Annotated in this window: 17 protein-coding genes; 6 read left to right on the top strand and 11 right to left on the bottom strand. The window is 65.5% G+C overall.

Features of this window, described 5'->3' with window-relative positions; translation table 11 throughout:
- Positions 1-8 precede the first annotated feature (8 nt).
- Positions 9-1,433: a tyrosinase family protein gene (locus B9Z03_RS26030; RefSeq protein ID WP_085466885.1), complete on the bottom strand. Its 1,425-nt coding sequence runs from the start codon at positions 1,431-1,433 to the stop codon at positions 9-11.
- 259 nt (positions 1,434-1,692) lie between these two features.
- On the opposite strand from B9Z03_RS26030, the gene hisC reads away from it, so the two are divergent.
- Both hisC and B9Z03_RS26040 read left to right on the top strand, forming a co-directional pair.
- A complete protein-coding gene (gene hisC, locus B9Z03_RS26035; RefSeq protein WP_085466886.1) occupies positions 1,693-2,790 on the top strand; it encodes a histidinol-phosphate transaminase in 1,098 nt (365 codons plus the stop codon).
- On the top strand, positions 2,787-3,722 hold the full coding sequence (locus B9Z03_RS26040) for a prephenate/arogenate dehydrogenase family protein (RefSeq protein WP_085466887.1): 936 nt from the start codon (positions 2,787-2,789) through the stop codon (positions 3,720-3,722). The genes hisC and B9Z03_RS26040 overlap by 4 nt, the downstream gene beginning before the upstream one ends.
- Before the next feature lie 34 nt (positions 3,723-3,756).
- Here the strand turns inward: B9Z03_RS26040 and B9Z03_RS26045 are convergent, their stop codons facing one another.
- The 4 genes from B9Z03_RS26045 to B9Z03_RS26060 form a co-directional block, all read right to left on the bottom strand.
- Positions 3,757-3,996, bottom strand: a complete 240-nt coding sequence (locus B9Z03_RS26045) for a hypothetical protein (protein WP_085466888.1) — start codon at positions 3,994-3,996, stop codon at positions 3,757-3,759.
- A complete protein-coding gene (locus B9Z03_RS26050; protein ID WP_085467875.1) occupies positions 3,996-5,216 on the bottom strand; it encodes an aminomethyltransferase family protein in 1,221 nt (406 codons plus the stop codon). Before B9Z03_RS26050 ends, B9Z03_RS26045 begins: the two co-directional genes overlap by 1 nt.
- Before the next feature lie 187 nt (positions 5,217-5,403).
- Complete coding sequence (locus tag B9Z03_RS26055) at positions 5,404-6,975, bottom strand: phytoene desaturase family protein (RefSeq protein ID WP_085466889.1); 1,572 nt, start codon at positions 6,973-6,975, stop codon at positions 5,404-5,406.
- Positions 6,962-8,581, bottom strand: coding sequence for a phytoene desaturase family protein (locus B9Z03_RS26060; RefSeq protein ID WP_085466890.1), 1,620 nt, complete (start codon positions 8,579-8,581; stop codon positions 6,962-6,964). Before B9Z03_RS26060 ends, B9Z03_RS26055 begins: the two co-directional genes overlap by 14 nt.
- Positions 8,582-8,738: 157 nt before the next feature.
- On the opposite strand from B9Z03_RS26060, the gene B9Z03_RS26065 reads away from it, so the two are divergent.
- The 3 genes from B9Z03_RS26065 to B9Z03_RS26075 all read left to right on the top strand — a co-directional run bounded on the left by B9Z03_RS26065 (position 8,739) and on the right by B9Z03_RS26075 (position 11,374).
- Entirely contained in the window at positions 8,739-9,518 is a 780-nt protein-coding gene (locus tag B9Z03_RS26065; protein ID WP_085466891.1) for a class I SAM-dependent methyltransferase, read from the top strand.
- 8 nt (positions 9,519-9,526) lie between these two features.
- Positions 9,527-10,210: a transcriptional regulator BetI gene (betI, locus tag B9Z03_RS26070; protein WP_085466892.1), complete on the top strand. Its 684-nt coding sequence runs from the start codon at positions 9,527-9,529 to the stop codon at positions 10,208-10,210.
- A 63-nt stretch (positions 10,211-10,273) separates the two neighbouring features.
- Positions 10,274-11,374: an ABC transporter substrate-binding protein gene (locus tag B9Z03_RS26075; protein ID WP_244561848.1), complete on the top strand. Its 1,101-nt coding sequence runs from the start codon at positions 10,274-10,276 to the stop codon at positions 11,372-11,374.
- A 383-nt stretch (positions 11,375-11,757) separates the two neighbouring features.
- Here B9Z03_RS26075 and B9Z03_RS26080 read toward each other — a convergent pair whose 3' ends face one another.
- Complete coding sequence (locus B9Z03_RS26080; protein WP_139832396.1) at positions 11,758-12,216, bottom strand: hypothetical protein; 459 nt, start codon at positions 12,214-12,216, stop codon at positions 11,758-11,760.
- 486 nt (positions 12,217-12,702) lie between these two features.
- Here B9Z03_RS26080 and B9Z03_RS26085 point away from each other — a divergent pair, with 486 nt between their 5' ends.
- Entirely contained in the window at positions 12,703-13,950 is a 1,248-nt protein-coding gene (locus B9Z03_RS26085; protein WP_085466894.1) for a flavin monoamine oxidase family protein, read from the top strand.
- A 12-nt stretch (positions 13,951-13,962) separates the two neighbouring features.
- On the opposite strand, the gene B9Z03_RS29605 is transcribed toward B9Z03_RS26085, so the two are convergent.
- The 5 genes from B9Z03_RS29605 to B9Z03_RS26105 form a co-directional block, all read right to left on the bottom strand.
- Positions 13,963-14,370: a DUF5615 family PIN-like protein gene (locus B9Z03_RS29605; RefSeq protein WP_139832397.1), complete on the bottom strand. Its 408-nt coding sequence runs from the start codon at positions 14,368-14,370 to the stop codon at positions 13,963-13,965.
- Positions 14,367-15,008: a DUF433 domain-containing protein gene (locus tag B9Z03_RS26090; RefSeq protein WP_085466895.1), complete on the bottom strand. Its 642-nt coding sequence runs from the start codon at positions 15,006-15,008 to the stop codon at positions 14,367-14,369. Before B9Z03_RS26090 ends, B9Z03_RS29605 begins: the two co-directional genes overlap by 4 nt.
- Positions 15,009-15,124: 116 nt before the next feature.
- A complete protein-coding gene (locus tag B9Z03_RS26095) occupies positions 15,125-16,198 on the bottom strand; it encodes an ABC transporter ATP-binding protein (RefSeq protein WP_085466896.1) in 1,074 nt (357 codons plus the stop codon).
- Between the two features lie 16 nt (positions 16,199-16,214).
- Positions 16,215-17,036 (bottom strand): ABC transporter permease, encoded by an 822-nt coding sequence (locus B9Z03_RS26100; RefSeq protein ID WP_085466897.1) that lies wholly within the window; start codon positions 17,034-17,036, stop codon positions 16,215-16,217.
- On the bottom strand, positions 17,033-17,950 hold the full coding sequence (locus B9Z03_RS26105; protein ID WP_085466898.1) for an ABC transporter permease: 918 nt from the start codon (positions 17,948-17,950) through the stop codon (positions 17,033-17,035). Before B9Z03_RS26105 ends, B9Z03_RS26100 begins: the two co-directional genes overlap by 4 nt.
- Between the last annotated feature and the right edge of the window lie 48 nt (positions 17,951-17,998).

The following is a 17,998-nucleotide window of genomic DNA, read 5'->3' on the forward strand; positions in this document are numbered from 1 at the left end:
GCCGTTCCTCAACCGCCGGGCTGGCTGACCACCGTCACCTTCTCGATCGTGATCTCGCTGGCCGGCGCGCCGTCCACCTGCTCGACCCGCACGTCGAGCTGCTCGAGCCCGGCACCGGTTCGCTCCATCAGCCGGCGCGCCAGGTCGGTGATGTCGATTACCGCGCCAAGCCCGTTGCCGGCATGCGGCCCGTCCGAGCGCGTCGCCTTGGCGAGGCCGAAGAGCGAGACCGTCTTCACCGGCGCAGGCGCCACGGCAGGCACCGTGCCAGCCGAGGGTACGCCAACGGAGATGGCGAGCGTCCCGCTGGGCGCCGTGCCTTTGATGTTCTCCAGGTTGAGGAAGATGCGTCGCGGCGCGAGCGCGGCGGGGCTCGCGGCCTCGGGAGCTAGCGCGACCCTCGTCGCGGCGGGCGAAGCCCCCACGACGACGCGGCCGTCGTTCGAGCCGAGAAGCTGCGACGGCGGAGGCGGAACGGACGAAAGCGTTGCGGGCATGGCGGCTCCTCCGACACCGGCCACGAGCGTCGGCCCGCCGGTACCGGCCGTGAGATCGTCGTACGTAGGCGCAAGCGCGCCTCCCGGCAAGGTGTCGCCCGGCGTGAAGACGGCGAGATTGCCCGCCGGATCGGGCATCTGGAACTGCCGCGGGAACGGACCGCCGGTCCAGGCGGCGCCGTTTTCCTGGACGTTGCCCGCCCAAGTGAGCCAGGCGGCCCACAATCGGTCGACATTGCAGTGATGCAGCCAGAAGATCGGATCTAGACCGGCATAGTCGGGATCGCCCATGAAGCCGCCGATCATGACGTGCACGATGTTGTGCGGATCCTGCTCCACCGCTCCCGTCGCGCCGCCGAAATGCAGGAACCCCGTCGCGCCGCCTCCGAAGCCGAGCGTACCAGGTGCGGATGTGAAGCGCGTCTCGCTCATCGCGGCGAGCGAGATTCGCGCCAAGTTGAGCTGCGTCGAGACGCGCGGCGGAGCGGCCAGTGGATTTGGCCTGCCGTTCGGCATGGTCGCCGCGGTGAACGGCGCCGGCATATTGGCCCTGTTCGGGTTCGAAGCGTCGAGATAGTTCCAGTAGGGCAGGGCCCAGTCGTCTGGACCGCCGAGATCCGCGACCGTCTGCGCCACCACCGCCTCGAGGGCGGCGAGGTAACCGCGATGCCACGGCAGGAAGAACCAGCCGCCGTGCTGGCACTGGTCCCACATCGTCGCCCGCTGCGATGGCGACGGCAGTGGCGCGCTCGGGCTGATGACGCCGTTGCTGACCCAGCCGCCCGGATCCATGCCGTGGATGGCGGCAAGATATGTCCAGCTGGTTGGGTCCGTGATCGGGCGCTGCAGCAGCGCCTCGACCGCAAGTGCATACCATTCGAGCGTCGGGTTCCAGCCCGCGCCAAGCTTTGCCACGTCCCTGCGTATCCGCGCCATGACAGTCTCCCCCAACACAGACGCTCGGGCGTCGCGACACTCCCGACCGCCCAGCCTTCCTCTTGGTAACTCCGGTATCTCAGATTGTCTGTGATGAATTTAACATATCTATGGTTGCATATCTCCTTTTCGCGAGGGATCGCCGTAGGCCCGCAGGTTGGCGAATGAGCGTCCGATCGCCCCGACCGGCCGCGCCCCCTTCCCCCACCCCACCAAAATCCGCTAAAGGCACGCGTCTTCTCGAACAGGAACAGCCGCCATGTCCGCATCCCTTCGTCCCGAGCCCAAACCCGGCGTGATGGACATCGCGGCCTACGTGCCGGGCAAGAGCGCGGCCCCTGCCGGCGTGAAGCTCCACAAGCTCTCCTCCAACGAGAACCCGCTCGGCGCTTCGCCCGCCGCCAAGGAGGCGGTTAAGGCACTGACCGAGAAGATGGAGTTCTATCCCGACGGTGCCGCTACGAAGCTGCGCGAAGCGATCGGCGAGGTGCACGGGCTGAACCCCGCCAACATCGTCTGCTCGAACGGATCGGACGAGATACTCGGCCTGCTGGCGCAGACCTATCTCACGCCGGGCGACGAGGCGATCATCACCGAGCATGGTTTCCTCGTCTACAAGATCTACACCCAGGCCGCAGGCGCTGTACCTGTAACCGTCCGGGAGAAGGACGCGACGACCGATGTAGACGCGATCCTTGCCGCCGTGACGGACAGGACCCGCATCGTCTTCCTCGCCAATCCGAACAACCCGACCGGCACCTACATCCCCTTCGATGAGGTAAGGCGACTGCACGCCGCTCTGCCGAAGAACGTGCTGCTGGTGCTGGATGCGGCCTATGCCGAATTCGTGCGCCGCAACGACTACGAGTCCGGCATCGAGCTGGTCTCTTCGACCGAAAACGTCGTGATGACCCGCACCTTCTCCAAGGTGTACGGGTTGGGCGGTATCCGTCTCGGCTGGGCCTACTGTCCGGCCCACATCGCCGACGCGATGAACCGCATGCGTGGCCCCTTCAACGTCAACGCCGCCGCGATCGAGGCCGGGATCGCCGCGATCCGCGACCGCTCGCACGTCGAGCGGTCTGTCGCGCACAACGAGCAGTGGCTGGCCTGGACGACGGAAGAGCTGACGAAGCTCGGTCTCAACGTCACCCCCTCGGTCGGCAACTTCGTCCTGATCCACTTCCCGGCCGGCGACGCGCATTCGGCCGCGAAGGCAGACGATTATCTCACCGCCCGCGGCTATGTGCTGCGCCGGGTCGCGGCCTACGGCTTCCCCAACGCGCTGCGCATGACGATCGGCACCGAGGACGCCAATCGCGGCGTCGTTGCGGCGCTGAAGGACTTCCTCAAATGACCGAGCCGCAGTTCGAGAAGATCGCGCTGGTCGGCATCGGCCTGATCGGCTCGTCGCTGGCGCGTGTCATCCGCCGCGAAGGGCTGGCGAAGCACATCGCCATCTCCACGCGCAGCGCGGCGACGCTGAAGCGCGCCGAAGAGCTCGGTCTCGGCGACAGCTATTCGACCGATGCAAAGGAGGCGGTGCGCGACGCCGACCTCGTCATCGTTTCGGTTCCCGTCGGCTCGTCCGGCGCAGTGGCCGAGGAGATCGCGCCGGCCCTGAAGCAGGGCGCGATCCTGACGGACGTCGGCTCGACCAAGGGCTCGGTCATCGCACAGATGGCGCCGCACGTGCCGGCCGGCGTGCACTTCATCCCGGGGCATCCGCTGGCGGGGACCGAGAAGTCGGGACCGGACGCGGGATTTGCCGACCTGTTCGAGAACCGCTGGTGCATCTTCACGCCTCTGCCCGGCACCGACCCGGCAGCACTGGAGAAGCTGTCCTCCTTCTGGCGCGCCTGCGGATCGAATGTCGACGTGATGGACGCCGAGCACCACGACCGCGTGCTGGCGATCGTCTCGCACCTGCCGCATATCATCGCCTACAACATCGTCGGCACCGCCAGCGATCTGGAAGAGGTGGCGGAAGGCGAAGTCATCAAATACGCCGCCTCCGGCTTCCGCGACTTCACCCGCCTCGCGGCCTCCGACCCGACCATGTGGCGGGACGTGTGCCTGCACAACAAGGACGCGATTCTCGAAATGCTGGCGCGCTTTTCCGAAGACCTCGCCTATCTGCAGAAAGCGGTGCGCTGGGGCGACGGCGAGAAGCTGTTCGACCTCTTCACTCGTACGCGCGCAGTCCGCCGCTCGATCATCGAAGCCGGTCAGGAAGTGGACGTTCCGGACTTCGGCCGCCAGGTCGTGGCGCATCCGCCGAAATCCTAGCGTCCCATTACTGTTCACGGAGGAAAGGGGAGGGCTAGACTCCCATCTTCTCCAGCCAGTACTTGCCGCATCCCCGGTCGCGGATGATCGCCAGCGGGTCCTGGTGGTCGAGGCGGGAGCAGAGCCTGTAGACCTCCAGCGTCTCGGCGTTCATCAGCCCCCGCTTGTAGAGGAACATCGCCGCCGCATAGCGCGCCCGGCCGGACCACGCCTCGCCGAGCGGCATACGGACGAGCGCCCAGTTCTCGGCAAGTTCGGAATCGTCGTCCGCCATCAGAAATCCCCAGGCGGGGTGGCAGTGCGTCGCGCGAGCTTGACGAAGGGCCGTTCGACGATCTTAGCGCGCTTCATCAGCTTCTGGTAGCGCAGTTCGCGCATGGCGTAGATCTCGACCCAGAGATCGTCGACGATCTTCGTCCCGAAGGGCCGTTCCAGGCTGGCAATCGCAATGTTGCGCTTGCCCGTCGGCGACCAGATGCCGGCCGTGACGATCCCCGCCTCCTTCGTCTTGCGATGGTAGACGATCGCATGCTCGGCCGGCACGTTGCCCTCGATCTCGAGGCCGACGAGCACATGTTTCAGCGTGCCCTCGCGCCGCGCGCGCTCGATAGCGCGGCGACCGTTGAAATGCGGCTTGTCGAAGTCGACCATCCAGTCGAGCCCGATCTCGTCGGGCATGCGCACGCGGTCGGCACGGACGGCATGCTCGGCCGCGATGAAATCCGCATTGGCGACGATGAAGCCGGTTTCGATGCGCGCACGGTTGAGCGCGGTGTAGCCGATGGCGCGGATGCCGCGCAGCTGACCCGCCTCGAACAGGTGATCCCAGAGTGCCAGCGCAAGCTCCGCCTCGACAAACAGCTCGTAGCCGAGATCGCCGGTGAAGCCGGTGCGCGAGACTGTCACCTCGCCCGCACCGAAGGGAAAGACGCGGATGTCGAACGGCTTCATCATCTCAATGCCAGCAAGGCCCGCATCCTTGAGCACCGCGCAGGAGGTAGGCCCCTGCACCGCAAGCCCTGCGATCTCCTCGGTCTCCTCTCTTACGGTTACGTCGAAGCCGATAACGCTGTCGAGCAGCCATGGCAGGTGCCGCTCCTGGCAGCACAGGCGGAACCGTGTCGCGGAAAGGCGGAACAGCGTGCCGTCGTCCAGCACATGCCCCTCGTCGTCGCACCACGCAGTGTAGTGCACCTTGCCCGGCTTGAGCTTGGCGACGTTGCGGAGTGTCAGGCGATTGCAGAATGCCTCGGCATCCGGCCCCTCGATGCGGTATTTCACCATCGGCGAGATGTCGAACACCGCCGTCTGCGAGCGGATGGCGAAATACTCCATCTCTTCGTCCCACAGAGAATGCGGCGCCTTGTAGCCGGCCCAGGAATACCAGTCGTTCTGCTGCGACAGCGCGGCGAGGCGGGGGTGGAAGGGCGATTCGAGGCGCAGGTGCTCGATGTGGGACTGGGCCGCGCGGCGGGTGGCGAGAACGTTCGTCATAGAGAGGTCGAGCTTCAAGCAGCCCTCCGCTGGTCTGCCGAATAGGCAACGCCGTCATCCTCGGGCTTGTCCCGAGGATCTGCTGCCGCTGGCCACGTGTCCGAAGACCGTACTGCCCGTTCGCCGAAGTTGGTAGATCCTCGGGACAAGCCCGAGGATGACGGCGTGGGGGTATGGGAACAGATCATCATTCCCTCCCCTTCAGCGCCGCTCGCGCGGCATTCATCCCCGGCACGCCCGAAATCCCGCCGCCCGGATGCGAACCGGCGGAGGCGAGCCACAGCCCCTCGACCGGCGACGCATATCGCTCGACCCCAAAGAACGGCCGGTTGACCAGCATCTGGTCGACCTGCAGCTCGCCATGATGCCAATGGCCGCCCGGCATGCGGTAGCGCGCCTCGATGTCAGAGGGAGTGAGCAACTCGGCATGCTTCACAAGCGAGCCAATGCCCGGCGCATAGCGTTCCAGCACCGCCATGATTGCGGCAAGGAAAGCGGGCTTGCCGATCTCCCACCCGCCCTTCAGCGCATAGGGCGCAAACTGGACGTTGGCGGAGAGCACGCAGCCGCCGGCTGGCGCAAGCGAGGGGTCGGCGAGGTTCGGCAGCACGATCTCCATCACGGGCTCGGGCGAAAACTCGCCGTACTTCGCCGGGTTGAACGCACGCTCCACCGCCTCCGATGACGGCGCGATCACCAGCCTGCCCGCCAACGCCTCCCGCGGCGCGCGGAATGTGGGGACGCCGGAGAGCGCGAGGTAGAGCTTTGCGACATTGCCTCTCATGCGGATCGCCAGCGCCTTGCGCACCAAACCGGTGTCGAGTTCGGCCGGGCCGACGAGATCGACAAGCGTCGTGCGCGGGTTGATCGCCGAGACGACAATATCGGCGCGGACTTCTTCGCCGCTCTCCAGGCGGATTCCGGTGGCGCGGCCCTTCTCGACCAGGATGCGCGAGACGGGCGCGCCGGTGCGGATCGTGACGCCGCCAGCCTCCGCCGCGTTGCGCATCGCCGCGACCACCGCGCCCATGCCACCTTGCAGAATGACCTGTCCGCCGGCCGCGCCGGCGACCTCACCCGTCAGCCGATAATAGAGGCCGAGCAGCGACGTCGGCGAACGCGGACCGAGATGGCTGCCGAGCACGGCCTCGAAGCCGACGAAGCCTTTCAACCGGTCGTCGGAAAGGTGCTCGTCGGCGACGTCATGGACGTTCATCAGCATCATGCGCAGGAAGTCGCGCATGTCTTCCCTGCCGAGGCGCTTAAGCGCCAGGGCTATACCGCCGAAGCTGAGCGCTTCCGTCAGCGCCATGCTGCCGAGGGACGGCGGGAGCTTGGTCAGGAAGGGCTTGAGAATGGCAGCGTAGCGGAAGAGCTGGGCCCGCATGGCGAGCCAGGCCTGCGTTTCCGAGGCCGTTACGTCGCCGTCGATCGCCTCGCCCCAACCGCCGGAGAGGATAATAGGGTCGCGGTCGCAGGAAATGAGGACTGTCGGCGCGAGGTCCGTGCGGGCGAAGGTCAGGCTATGGCGCGGCAGATCGATCGCCTTGACCACCTCCGGATGCAGCCGATTCAGCACATGCGCGGTCGAGGCGCGGTAACCGGGGAAGAATTCTTCGGTCCGCGCCGGGCCACCGACCTCCGTGTCGGCCTCCAGCAGCAGCACCCTGCGCCCGCTTTTGGCGAGCACGGCCGAGGCGACGAGGCCATTGTGGCCGCCGCCGATCACGATGATGTCGAACAGCTCAGATGACGTCATGGGCGTCGCTCATTTGCCGGTTGGGCCGCTTCAAGTCGCGCAGGATCTCGGCCGCGGCGTTGCGCCCCGGCGCGCCCATGACGCCGCCGCCGGGATGGGTGGACGAGCCGCACATGTAGAGGCCGCCAACTGGCGAGCGGTACTGCGCGTAGCCCGGCACCGGGCGGTTGAAGAGGAGCTGGTCGAAAGTCAGCTCGCCCTGGAAGATGTTGCCTTCGGTCAGGCCGACTTCCGCCTCGATCTCACGCGGTGTGCGCACCTCCATGTGAACGATGCGGTCGCGGAAGCCGGGCGAATAATCGGCTATCTGGGAAATCACGGTCTCGGCGAAGGCGTCGCGGTCGGCGTCGGTCCAGTCGCGCCCCTCGATCTTCGGCGGCGCGTATTGCACGAAGCAGGACATGAAATGCTTGCCCGCCGGCGCCATGGTCGGGTCGAGCGTGGTCGGGATGACCATGTCGAGAAAGGGATCGGCCGAGAAGCGGCCTTCCTTCCAGTCGTCGTAGCCGCGCTCCATCCGCTCCACCGTGTCGGTGAAGTGCATATCGCCCTTGAGGCAGGGGGAGTCCTTCGGCAGGGCGGGAAACTCCGGCATCGAATCCAGGGCTATGTTCACCTTGCCGGACGAGCCGCGGATCTTGAAGTTCTTCACCCGCCGCAGGAACGGCTCGGGCAGTTCGTTCTCCTCGACCAGCTTGAGGAAGGTGCGCTTCACGTCCGCATTGGAGATGACGATCTTTCCGCTCACCTCCTCGCCATTCGCCAGCACCACGCCGGTGGTGCGGCCGCCGCGGACGAGGACGTGGTCGACGCCGGCGCCGGTGCGGATGGTGCCGCCCGAGGCCTTGAAGGAGTCCGCCAGTGCCTTGGTCACCGCGCCCATGCCGCCCCGCGCATAACCCCAGGCGCCGACGGAACCGTCGACCTCGCCCATGTAGTGGTGGAGAAGCACGTATGCCGTGCCGGGCGACATCGGCCCGAGCGCCGTGCCGATGATGCCGGAGAGCGCGAGGTTCGCCTTGATCACGGGCGTCTCGAAATACTCGTCGAGGAAATCCGAGATCGACATCGTCCAGAAGCGGAGCGTCAGCGCCATCTCGGCCGGCGTCAGCCCGCCGAATTTCTTGCCGAGATAGAGCAACTCCCCGAGGTCGCGGGGCTTGAGGCTCGTCGGGTCGGGTGCGGTGCGCATCAAGAGCGGCTGGATGAAGCGGCACTGCCGTGTCACGTCGCGGGCGTAGCGCTCGTAGGCTCCCGCGTCCCTTGGCGACCACCGCGCGAACTCGCGCCGGTGAGCGTCGTGGTCGCGGTAGGAAGCGAGATAGTCGCCATCCTGCGTAAGCACCGCGCCGCCTTCGTAGGGGATGACCTGCAGGCCGAAGCGCGGCAGTTCGAGGTCGCGCATGATCTCGGGCCGAAACAGCGAGCAGACATAGGAGCAGTTGGAATAGAGCCAGCCGGGCGTGAGCTCGCGACTTGTGGCGGCGCCGCCGACCCAGTCGTTCTTCTCGACCACCAGCACGTCGAGGCCCGCCCGCTGCAGGTAGCAGGCGTTGACGAGGCCGTTGTGGCCCGCGCCGATCACGATGGCGTCCCAGGTCTTCAAGCCGTCTCCCCTCGCGGTCTTTCGCAAGGCTGCCACGGAAAATCCTCACCTGTCCAGCCATTTTGAATGAACGTTCAACAAGAGCGCTTGCGATTTCCTCCAACTGCGCTAGGGTTTTGCATACTGTCGACCGATCCGCGCGGGAGAGTTGCGGGCCATGCACGACCAGCCCGAATATGACGACACCGCGATCCGCTTCCTGGAAGCGCTGTGGGGCGACGGCTGGCTGTCGCCCGGTGGTCCGGACGAGGTCGACCGCGTGCTCGAGGGCGTCGACGTCAAGGGCAAGCGCGTGCTCGACATCGGCTGCGGCTCGGGCGGCATCGCGATCCATATCTTCAGGCAGCACGGCGCGGCCCATGTCACCGGCTTCGACATCGAGGAGCCGGTGATCCGCCACGCGATCGACCGCGCCGCGATGTGCGGGCTCGCCAACGTCGTCGAGTTCGTGCAGGCGCCGCCGGGCGCGCTGCCCTTTCCCGACGAGAGTTTCGACGTCGTCTTTTCCAAGGACGCGCTGCTGCACGTTCCGGACAAGGACGCGATGTTCGCCGAGATCTTCCGCGTGCTGAGGCCCGGCGGCACATTTGCCGCGTCGAACTGGATGATCTCCCACGACGGCGAGCCGTCGGACGACATGAAGGCCTATATCGCGGCGGAAGGCCTGAGCTTCGCCATGGCATCGCCCGCCCGCTACCGCGCGGCGATGGAGCGCGCCGGCTTCCGTGATGTCGTCACGGTCGACCGCAATCCATGGTACCGCGAGGTCGCGCGTGGCGAGTTGGAGAACCTCAAAGGCCCGATGTTCGAGAAGGCTTCGAACGCGGTCGGCGAGGACTATGTGCGCAAGAACATCAAGACCTGGGAAGCGATGCAGAAGGTGCTTGACTCCGGCGAGCACCGGCCCACCCATCTGCGCGGAAACAAGCCGGAATAATCAGACAGATGCTCAAGACCGCCGAACGCCCGAAATCGGAACAGCCCAGAGAAGCTGACAGCGAACGCAAGGGCCGCAAGGCCTCGAAGGAGACGCGGCGGCTGCAACTGATCGAGGCGACGATCGATTCGCTGGCGAAGCGCGGCTATTCCGAGACGACGATGGCCGACGTGGCGGACGGCGCCGGTCTGTCGCGCGGCATCGTCAATTTCCATTTCGAGTCCAAGGAAAAGCTGCTCGTCGCCACCCTCCAGCACATGTCCGAGGAATATGCCGCCCACTGGCGCGGCGCGCTGGACAAGGCGGGCGACGATCCGGCGAAGCGGCTGGCGGCGGTCGTCGCGGCCGACTTCGACCGCGCGATCTGCTCGCGCCGCAAGCTCGCCGCCTGGTGCGCGTTCTGGGGCGAGGCGAAGTCGCGGCCGACCTACCAGGCGCTGTGCGGGTCGCGCGACCTCGCCTACCAGAACACGATGGTCGAGCTCTGCGCCGCACTTGCGAAGGATGGCGGCTACGCCTTCGATCCGGAGAAGGTCGCGCTCGGCCTCGCGGCGATGCTGGAAGGTCTGTGGCTGCGGCTGATGATGGGCGGCGAGGAGATCAACCGCGAGAAGGCGCATGAGGCCGCGCTCGAACATCTGGCGATCGTCTTTCCGAAGCACTTTGCGCAGTCCGGCGCGCGCCGGACGTAGCCCGGGACAAGGGGCGCCCAGATCAAGCATACGGGAACGAAAACGGGACAGGAGAACCCCATCATGACAGCATTCGGCATGACAGCATTCGGCAGACGGACATTGCTCACCGCATCCCTTGCCGCCGCGCTCGCCGCGTCGGTGTCGACCGTGTCGCTCGCCGAGGATGGCGAGCTCACCATCTTCGACTGGTCGGGCTACGAGGACCCGGCCTTTCATCCGAAATATGTCGAGAAATACGGCGACTCGCCGACCTTTACCTTCTTCGGCGACGAGGACGAGGCGTTCGAGAAGATTCGCGCCGGCTTCAAGACCGACCTCGCGCACCCCTGTTCGCAGAGCGTGGTGAAGTGGCGCGAGGCGGGCATCCTGCAGCCGCTCGACACCTCGAAGATCCGTGGCTGGAACGACCTGAACCCCGGCATCATGGCGATGAAGAACCTCGCCACGGACGCAGACGGCAAGGCCTGGTTCATGCCCTGGGACTGGGGCAACACCGCGCTGACCTACAACAGCGAGAAGATCAAGCGGGAGGAGGTGACCTCGCTGAAGGCCTTCGCCGACCCGAAGTTCAAGGGCCGCGTCTCGATCGGTGACAATGTCGACGACGCCTATGCGCTGGCGAGCCTCGTCATCGGGCTGAAGGACTGGACGGCGATGACGGACGAGCAGTTCAAGCAGGCCTCCGACTTCCTGCGCGAGGTGCACAAGAACGTGCGCCTCTACTGGACCGATTCGACGGAGATCGTGCAGGCGCTGGGCGGCGGCGAGGTCGACCTCGCCTGGGCCTGGAACGACGCCGGCACGCAGCTCGCCAACGAAGGCAAGCCCTTCGTCATCAATCGCGACACGGCCGAAGGCCTGACGACCTGGGTCTGCGGCTACGTGATGCTGAAGGACGCGCCCGGCAACACGGACAAGGCCTACGAGTTCCTGTCCGACGTCAACGACGACCCGGAGGTCGCCAAATACATCGTCAACGACTGGGGCTACGGCCATGCCAATGCCAAGGCGATGGAGGCGGTCGATCCCGAAGTGCTGAAGGCGAAAGGCTATGCCGACGTGGAAAAATTCGTCGACAAGACCCTGTTCCAGTCCCCCGTGCCGGCGGAGCTGAAGACCAAGATGATCGCCGAATTCGAGAAGATCAAATCGGGGTATTGAAGAGAACCGGATGGGCGGTACGGGCTTATGCGTCCTTCCTTCTCCCCGTTCGCGGGGGTCCGAAGGACGGGCGAGACAAGCGGCTCGCCCAGGCATGGGTGTCCGAAGGGCGGATGAGGAGCGCGGTCGACGGCATGTCAGCGCCGTCATTCCGGGTCCGCGCAGCGGAACCCGGAATCCAGCGCGCCAACGCTGGTGTATTAACCCGATCTGCGCTCCGGCATGGGCGCGACGGTCGGTGAACGGCCTGCCTGCCCGGCGCTCTGGGTTCCGGGTTCCGCTGCGCGGCCCCGGAATGACGGCGCGCGAAATTGTCCTCCCCGTGCACGGGAAGGCCGATTTCATAGGCGATGATGCTGCGATAAGGGCACGACAGGCGCACCTCAGGACGTATCGTGGGGTTCGACCGGCACGGCGGCGGATATGGCAAGTCTCTTGATGAACGCACCGAGGCCATGGATCGCGTCGCCCTCGTTGCCGGCCTCGTCGGACGCCTGCCCACGGTGCAGGAACGACAGGCGGCATAGCTGCGCTGCGATGGCCCGCATGTAGTGGCCGAATGCCCTGAGCGAATCGGCGATGTCCTCCGCGTCGAGAGGACTGCCGCCGAAGCCGGCCGGCATCGGGACGGGCGTCCAGGGTCTGCGCGCGAAACTCCGCAGCGTGCCTTCGACATAGGCGCTCAGCAGCGCATTGGCCTGCCAGGCGGCCCACAGCACGCACCAGCGGACCCAGAACGACCGGCCGGCAGCCCGTTCGGCCGAGTCGGCGATCGAGAACAGGCGCATGACGATCCGCGCCTTCAACGCCTGTTGCCTCCCCGCCTTCGCCCTCCAGCCCATCGCCGGCTCCCCGTTTTGACCGGACATAGTTTGGGGCAGTTTCGCGAAGGGTGGATGAAAAGATTTTGCGCGCCAACGGGAACAAGGGGTTAGCGGGAAACGGGCGGAAATCGATCCACCTCAGGGCTGACCCGGACTTCGCACGACATCAGCCTCTCGCGCCCCCTCCACCACAAGACGTAGGCTCCCACACGCCCCCTCCACCATGCTTCGCATGGTCCCCCTCCCCCGTATTACGGGGGAGGATCTACGCGCTCGGCCATTGCTTCTTATCCTTTTGATGAAGGTAGCCACGGGAGGGCGGCGAGGCACCCGATCCTCCCCTGCGAAGCGGGGGGTCCGAAGGACGGGCGAGACAAGTGGCTCGCCCCGGCAAGGGACCACGCGAAGCGTGGTGGAGGGGGCGCGACGGCGGGGATTCACGGCGTCCCCACCCTCGCCCACACCCTCGAACAGGTGTAGACGGAAGGCGAGGGTCGATCTCCAATGCATGACGTCATCATCATCGGCGCCGGCTTCACCGGTCTTTCCGCGGCTCGCGAGTTCGCGCGGCAGGGCAAGGATGTCGTCGTGCTGGAGGCGCGCGACCGGGTGGGTGGGCGGGTGGAATCGCAGGTGAATGCGCTCGGCGAGCGTGTCGACACCGGCGGGCAGTTCGCCTGCGACGACATGGCGAACGTGATGGCGCTGCTGCGCGAGCACGGGCACAGACTGGTCAGCCCCGCCTTCGAGGGACGGGACGTGTCGGTGCCGCCGCTGCCGTCAGACAGCCTCGACCGGGCGCGGCAGGGCGCGATGGAGCTGCGCGACCGCTATGTCGCAATGGACCCGGACGATCCTGCGATCGCCGGCCTCACCGTCGTCGCCTGGCTGGATCGCCAGCCGGAGGATGCGAACCAGAAGGCCGCCTTCCGCTCGATGCTGGAGGGCCTGTGGTGCCAGCCGATCGACGACGTGCCGCTGTGGTACATGATCGACAACGACCGGCGCATCACCAACGAGCAGTTCGAGCTGCAGCATTTTCCCGCACGCACGATGCATGCGCTGGCGGAGGATCTCGCGGCTGAGCTTGGCGACCGCGTGCGGCTGTCGGCGCCGGCGCGCGGGATCGTCTGGAGCGAAGGCGGCGTGAGCGTCGCCACGCCCTCCGGAACGATCGAGGCCCGCGCGGCGATCGTCGCCCTGCCGCCCTCGATGGCCGCGCGGCTCGACTACGCCCCTGCCCTGCCGGCACCTCTGGCGTATGCGCTGTCGGTGTGGCGCAGCGGTTTCGTGATCAAGCTGTTCATCCGCTACAGCCGCGCCTTCTGGCTCGACAAAGGGCTGTCGGGCGTCGTGATGTTCCGCGAACCCGCCGGACTGTTCGCCTGCGACACCGGCACGCGCGAGCGGCCGGCGCTGACCGGCTTCATCGGCGGGCCGAGCGCGCTGGAATGGCGAGAGCGGGGAGAGAATGGCATCCGCGAGGACTTCCTCGCTTTTCTCTCCGGCGCGCTGGGATCTAAGGCCGCCGCGCCGCTGGACATGCTGGTCCGCGACTGGTCCCATGACCAATGGTCGGGCGGCGCCTACAGCGACCTGATCATGGACATGAACGCTCGGGACGCCGAGGCGGTGATTGCCGCCGGCATCGGCCCGCTGCATTTCGCCTGCTCGGAGATTTCGCCGGAGTATCCGGGCTATGTGGAGGGGGCGATCGTGGCGGGGAGGATGGTGGCGGAGGGGCTCAAGTAGTTTGAAACGCTCCTAGCGGTTGGTACGGATAAAATGAGGTCCAATATCAACCCACATACGACGCGCTTTCTTCTCCAAAGCATAAGACCATTCAACACCAATAAGAGACATTGCCTGGGCAAGTCGCTTGGACGCAAGCACCTCATTGCATCCGAGGCGAATGATGCTTAGCTCATCGTATCGGTCTCCTTGCGGAGTTACTCCGTACCTTTTAGCCAGTTGATTGAAGTCTCGGTCTATGACGACGAGAACGGCTTGATTTGCAAGAGCGGTCGCACAGACAAGTCGATCATCCGCTTGCTCCATCAGGACCTGATCGTAGAAAATCACAGTGTGGTGGTTAGCTAGAAAAATATCTGAAACGGAAACCGGGACACCGGCATCTAAGAGGACACGAAAGCTGCCGTGTTTCCCGGTCACGCAGCCTCGTCAAAGGCAATGGCAGCGCGAATGTCATCCTCGGTTAGAGATGGATATTCGCGTTTGATTTGATCAACGGAATAGCCTGCGTCAGCAAACGACTTTACGCTGCTCACTGGCACGCGAGTGCCGGCTATTACAGCCTGATTATGAACAACGCCGCGCTTGCGCTCTATACTCCCGATCTTGTCAGCGTCACGAACACCAAGTTGCTTGATCCGCTCATGCATACCACTAACGACGATTTTTAGAGGTATCTGAAGTACTTCCTGCCCAGAGCCGGCTTCATATCGGGTCGCATTTTCGCGTTCAATGACGACCTTTTTTCCTCTTACGTAGAGGATACTCTTCACCCACCTTTCATCGCCCAAGTGAGAAAGCTCTTCCTTGACCTCCCGGAGGTGTGGGAACGATACTCGCGTCTCATTGCGAAGCTGGTTCAGCACGCGAAGTGAGAGAAGATCGCGAAATGAGTAAAGTCGGCTATAAGCTCGTCCAGATTCATGAAAATCTATACTCGGAACAAAGAAACCGCTTTTGTACCAAGACGCGAGCTGACGCTTGCTAACGCCAGTCAGGCGAGCAGCTTGGTCCTCAGTGAACGCTGCTATAACGTTCATCGATTCGCGACCTGACATTTTCTACTCCGCATCAAAGCAGTCTAAACTTCGCAGCGATGCGCGCAAGATCACATTTCCGCGGCGAGAAGATCCTATCTATGCCTCGCCAAAACGTTAAAATGTAGGCCGACCCGTCAATCCGCCAGCGCCACCAGCGCGTCGGGATCGTAGCCCAGCCTGATCCTTGCCCCGAGCGGCAGGTCGTCGGCGCCGAAATCGTTGGTCTCGGTGACCGAGAGCGGCTTTTCCATGCCGGGCACGTCGACAACGAGATGGGTGATCTCGCCGAAATAGTGCCGCTCGACCACCGTGCCGGCGATCTCGTGCTTCGCGGTCGCGTCGTCCCACAGGACGCGCAGGCGCTCCGGGCGGATGCCGAGGGTGGCCTCGCGGCCCTTGGCGGCGAAGGCGCGCGGCTTTTCAGTCTTGATCCGCCCGAAAGCGGCCGTGTCGACGACGATCGACTCGCCGTTTTCCTCGACGAGGTCGGCGCGGATAAAATTCATGCCGCCGAGGAAGTCGGCGACCTGGCGGTTGACCGGCTTCTGGTAGATTTCCTTCGGCGTCGAGACCTGCGCGATACGGCCGCCGAACATGACGGCGATGCGGTCGGACATGGCGAGCGCCTCGTACTGGTCGTGCGTGACCAGGATGAAGGTGATGCCGACAGCTTGCTGCAGCTTGCGCAGTTCGACCTGCATCTGCTCGCGCAGCTTCTTGTCGAGCGCCGAGAGCGGCTCGTCGAGCAGGAGCACCTTGGGCCGCATGACCAGCGCACGCGCCAGCGCGACGCGCTGCCGCTGGCCGCCGGAGAGCTCGGTCGCGCCGCGGTTCTGCAGGCCGGCGAGCGAGACCATCGACAGCGCTTCGTCGACGCGGCGCTTCTCCTCGGCCGCGCCCAGTTTCATCCGCTTCAACCCGTAGGCGACGTTCTCGCCGACCTTGAGATGCGGGAAGATGGCGTAGGACTGGAACACCATGTTGGTGGGCCGCGCATTGGCGGGGATGCCGGCCATCGGCTGGCCGTCGATGGCGATCGTGCCCGAGGTCGGCTGGTCGAAGCCGGCGATGAGCCGGAGCAACGTGGTCTTGCCGCAGCCGGAGGGGCCGAGGAGAGAAAAGAACTCGCCTTCGCGGATGGTCAGCGTCGCGCGGTCGAGGGCGTGGAAATCGCCGTAGCTGCGCGTCACGGCATCGATCTCGATCATCGGTCGCGCGGCGGGTTCAGGCAAGCAGACCTCCGGTCGTCTGGGTTCGCTCCTGCGCGCGGCGACGCATGAGTTCGGCGATGGTGAGAAGAAGGATGGACGCGACCAGAAGCAGCGTGCCGAGCGCCAGCACCCCCGGCAGCCGCGCGGCGAAGCGCAGCTGGCCCCAGATATAGACCGGCAGCGTCACGTCGTTGCCGCCGAGGAAGAAGGCCATCATGAAATCGTCGAGCGAGATGGTGAAGCCGACCAGCAGGCTGGAGATGATCGCCGGCGCCATCATCGGCAGCGTGACGCGCCGGAAGGTGCCGAAAGAGGTCTCGCCGAGATCGGCCGAGGCCTCCTCCAGGCTGCTGTCGAAACCCTCGAAGCCGGAAATGAGCACCGAGATCGAATAGGGCAGGCAGACGAGCACGTGGCCGAGCGTGACGGTGAAGAGCGTCAGCGGCATGCCGATTGCGAGCACGATGATCAGGATCGACACGGCGACGATGATCTCGGGCATGACCAGCGGCGCCATGATCAGCCCCTGCATGGCGCGCTGGCCGCGGAAGCGGTAGCGCGTCAGGGCGCGGGCGGCGCAGATGCCAAGCACGGTGGATAGAAGCGCGGCTGCCACGCCGACCAGGAGGCTGTTCCAGGCGGCGTCGAGCAGCGCCGGCGTCCTGGGCAGGCCGGCATACCATTTGAGCGTGAAGCCGGAGAGCGGAAACTGCGGCGACGGCGACGCGTTGAGCGAGAAGACCGGCAGGAGCAGCACCGGCAGGTAGAGGAACAGGATGAACAGAACGGCATAGGCCGGCAGCCAGCTTCCGGCGAAACGGCGCGCCGGGTTCATCGCAGCGCCCTCACCGCCGCGCGCAGCGCCAGCACTGCGCCGCCGGCCATCAGGCAGACGGCGATCATGGTGGTGACAGAGAGGGCCGCACCGAGCGGCTTGTTCATCGCGCGGCCGAACTGCGCCTGGATGGCGTTGGCGATCATGACGCCGTCGGTGCCGCCGACCATCTTCGGCGTGACGTAGTCGCCGACGGTCGGGATCATCACGATCAGCAGCGCGGCGATGACGCCGGGCAGCGAGAGCGGCAGCGTGACGCGCAGGAAGGAGCGCATGGGACCGTCGCCGAGATCGGTCGCGGCCTCGATCAGCGTCCGGTCGACCTTCTCCAGCGAGACGAAGATCGGCAGGATGGCGAAGGCCACCCAGGCATGGGTGAGCGTGATCAGCACGGCGGTGGAATTGTAGAGGAAGGCGTCCGACGGCTCGGTCGTGATGCCGAGCCCCATCAGCGCCGAGTTGATGACGCCGTTGTAGCCGAGCACGACCTTCCAGGCCATGACGCGCAGGAGATAGCTCGTCCAGAACGGCACGGTGATGACGAACAGCCAGATGTTCTTGTGCCTGCCGCCGTGGAACGAGATGAAATAGGCCACCGGATAGGCGAGCGCGACGGTGAGCACGCTGACGGTGAGCGAGATCCACAGCGAGCGAAACAGCAGGTCCTGGTAGATCGGCTCGAAGATCGCCTGCCGGTAGTTCTCCAGCGTGAAGGTGCGGTCGACGGTGAGGTAGGTCTGCGTCCAGAACGAATGCGCGATGACGACGACCACCGGCAGGCCGAGCATGGCCAGCGCATAGAGGAACGGCGCGGAGATGAGCGTGTAGCCCTTCGCCTCCTCCGACTGCAGAAAGGATCCGGTTCGCGCGCGGGACGCAGGCCCTGCCGAAACCCCTTCCGCAGCCGCAGCCATCATCTGGCTCCGTGCCTACGGATGGGTCGCAAGAGGGGCGTGAGTGCC

The sequence above is a fragment of the Mesorhizobium australicum genome (assembly GCF_900177325.1).
In the GTDB taxonomy this organism is placed as follows: domain Bacteria; phylum Pseudomonadota; class Alphaproteobacteria; order Rhizobiales; family Rhizobiaceae; genus Mesorhizobium_A; species Mesorhizobium_A australicum_A.

Excerpts from the sequence above, each read along its gene's own strand:
- B9Z03_RS26030 (WP_085466885.1), bottom strand. The coding sequence starts at position 1,433 with ATGGCGCGGATACGCAGGGACGTGGCAAAGCTTGGCGCGGGCTGGAAC.
- hisC (WP_085466886.1), top strand. The coding sequence starts at position 1,693 with ATGTCCGCATCCCTTCGTCCCGAGCCCAAACCCGGCGTGATGGACATC.
- B9Z03_RS26040 (WP_085466887.1), top strand. The coding sequence starts at position 2,787 with ATGACCGAGCCGCAGTTCGAGAAGATCGCGCTGGTCGGCATCGGCCTG.
- B9Z03_RS26045 (WP_085466888.1), bottom strand. The coding sequence starts at position 3,996 with ATGGCGGACGACGATTCCGAACTTGCCGAGAACTGGGCGCTCGTCCGT.
- B9Z03_RS26050 (WP_085467875.1), bottom strand. The coding sequence starts at position 5,216 with ATGACGAACGTTCTCGCCACCCGCCGCGCGGCCCAGTCCCACATCGAG.
- B9Z03_RS26055 (WP_085466889.1), bottom strand. The coding sequence starts at position 6,975 with ATGACGTCATCTGAGCTGTTCGACATCATCGTGATCGGCGGCGGCCAC.
- B9Z03_RS26065 (WP_085466891.1), top strand. The coding sequence starts at position 8,739 with ATGCACGACCAGCCCGAATATGACGACACCGCGATCCGCTTCCTGGAA.
- betI (WP_085466892.1), top strand. The coding sequence starts at position 9,527 with ATGCTCAAGACCGCCGAACGCCCGAAATCGGAACAGCCCAGAGAAGCT.
- B9Z03_RS26075 (WP_244561848.1), top strand. The coding sequence starts at position 10,274 with ATGACAGCATTCGGCATGACAGCATTCGGCAGACGGACATTGCTCACC.
- B9Z03_RS26080 (WP_139832396.1), bottom strand. The coding sequence starts at position 12,216 with ATGGGCTGGAGGGCGAAGGCGGGGAGGCAACAGGCGTTGAAGGCGCGG.
- B9Z03_RS26085 (WP_085466894.1), top strand. The coding sequence starts at position 12,703 with ATGCATGACGTCATCATCATCGGCGCCGGCTTCACCGGTCTTTCCGCG.
- B9Z03_RS26090 (WP_085466895.1), bottom strand. The coding sequence starts at position 15,008 with ATGTCAGGTCGCGAATCGATGAACGTTATAGCAGCGTTCACTGAGGAC.
- B9Z03_RS26095 (WP_085466896.1), bottom strand. The coding sequence starts at position 16,198 with ATGATCGAGATCGATGCCGTGACGCGCAGCTACGGCGATTTCCACGCC.
- B9Z03_RS26100 (WP_085466897.1), bottom strand. The coding sequence starts at position 17,036 with ATGAACCCGGCGCGCCGTTTCGCCGGAAGCTGGCTGCCGGCCTATGCC.
- B9Z03_RS26105 (WP_085466898.1), bottom strand. The coding sequence starts at position 17,950 with ATGGCTGCGGCTGCGGAAGGGGTTTCGGCAGGGCCTGCGTCCCGCGCG.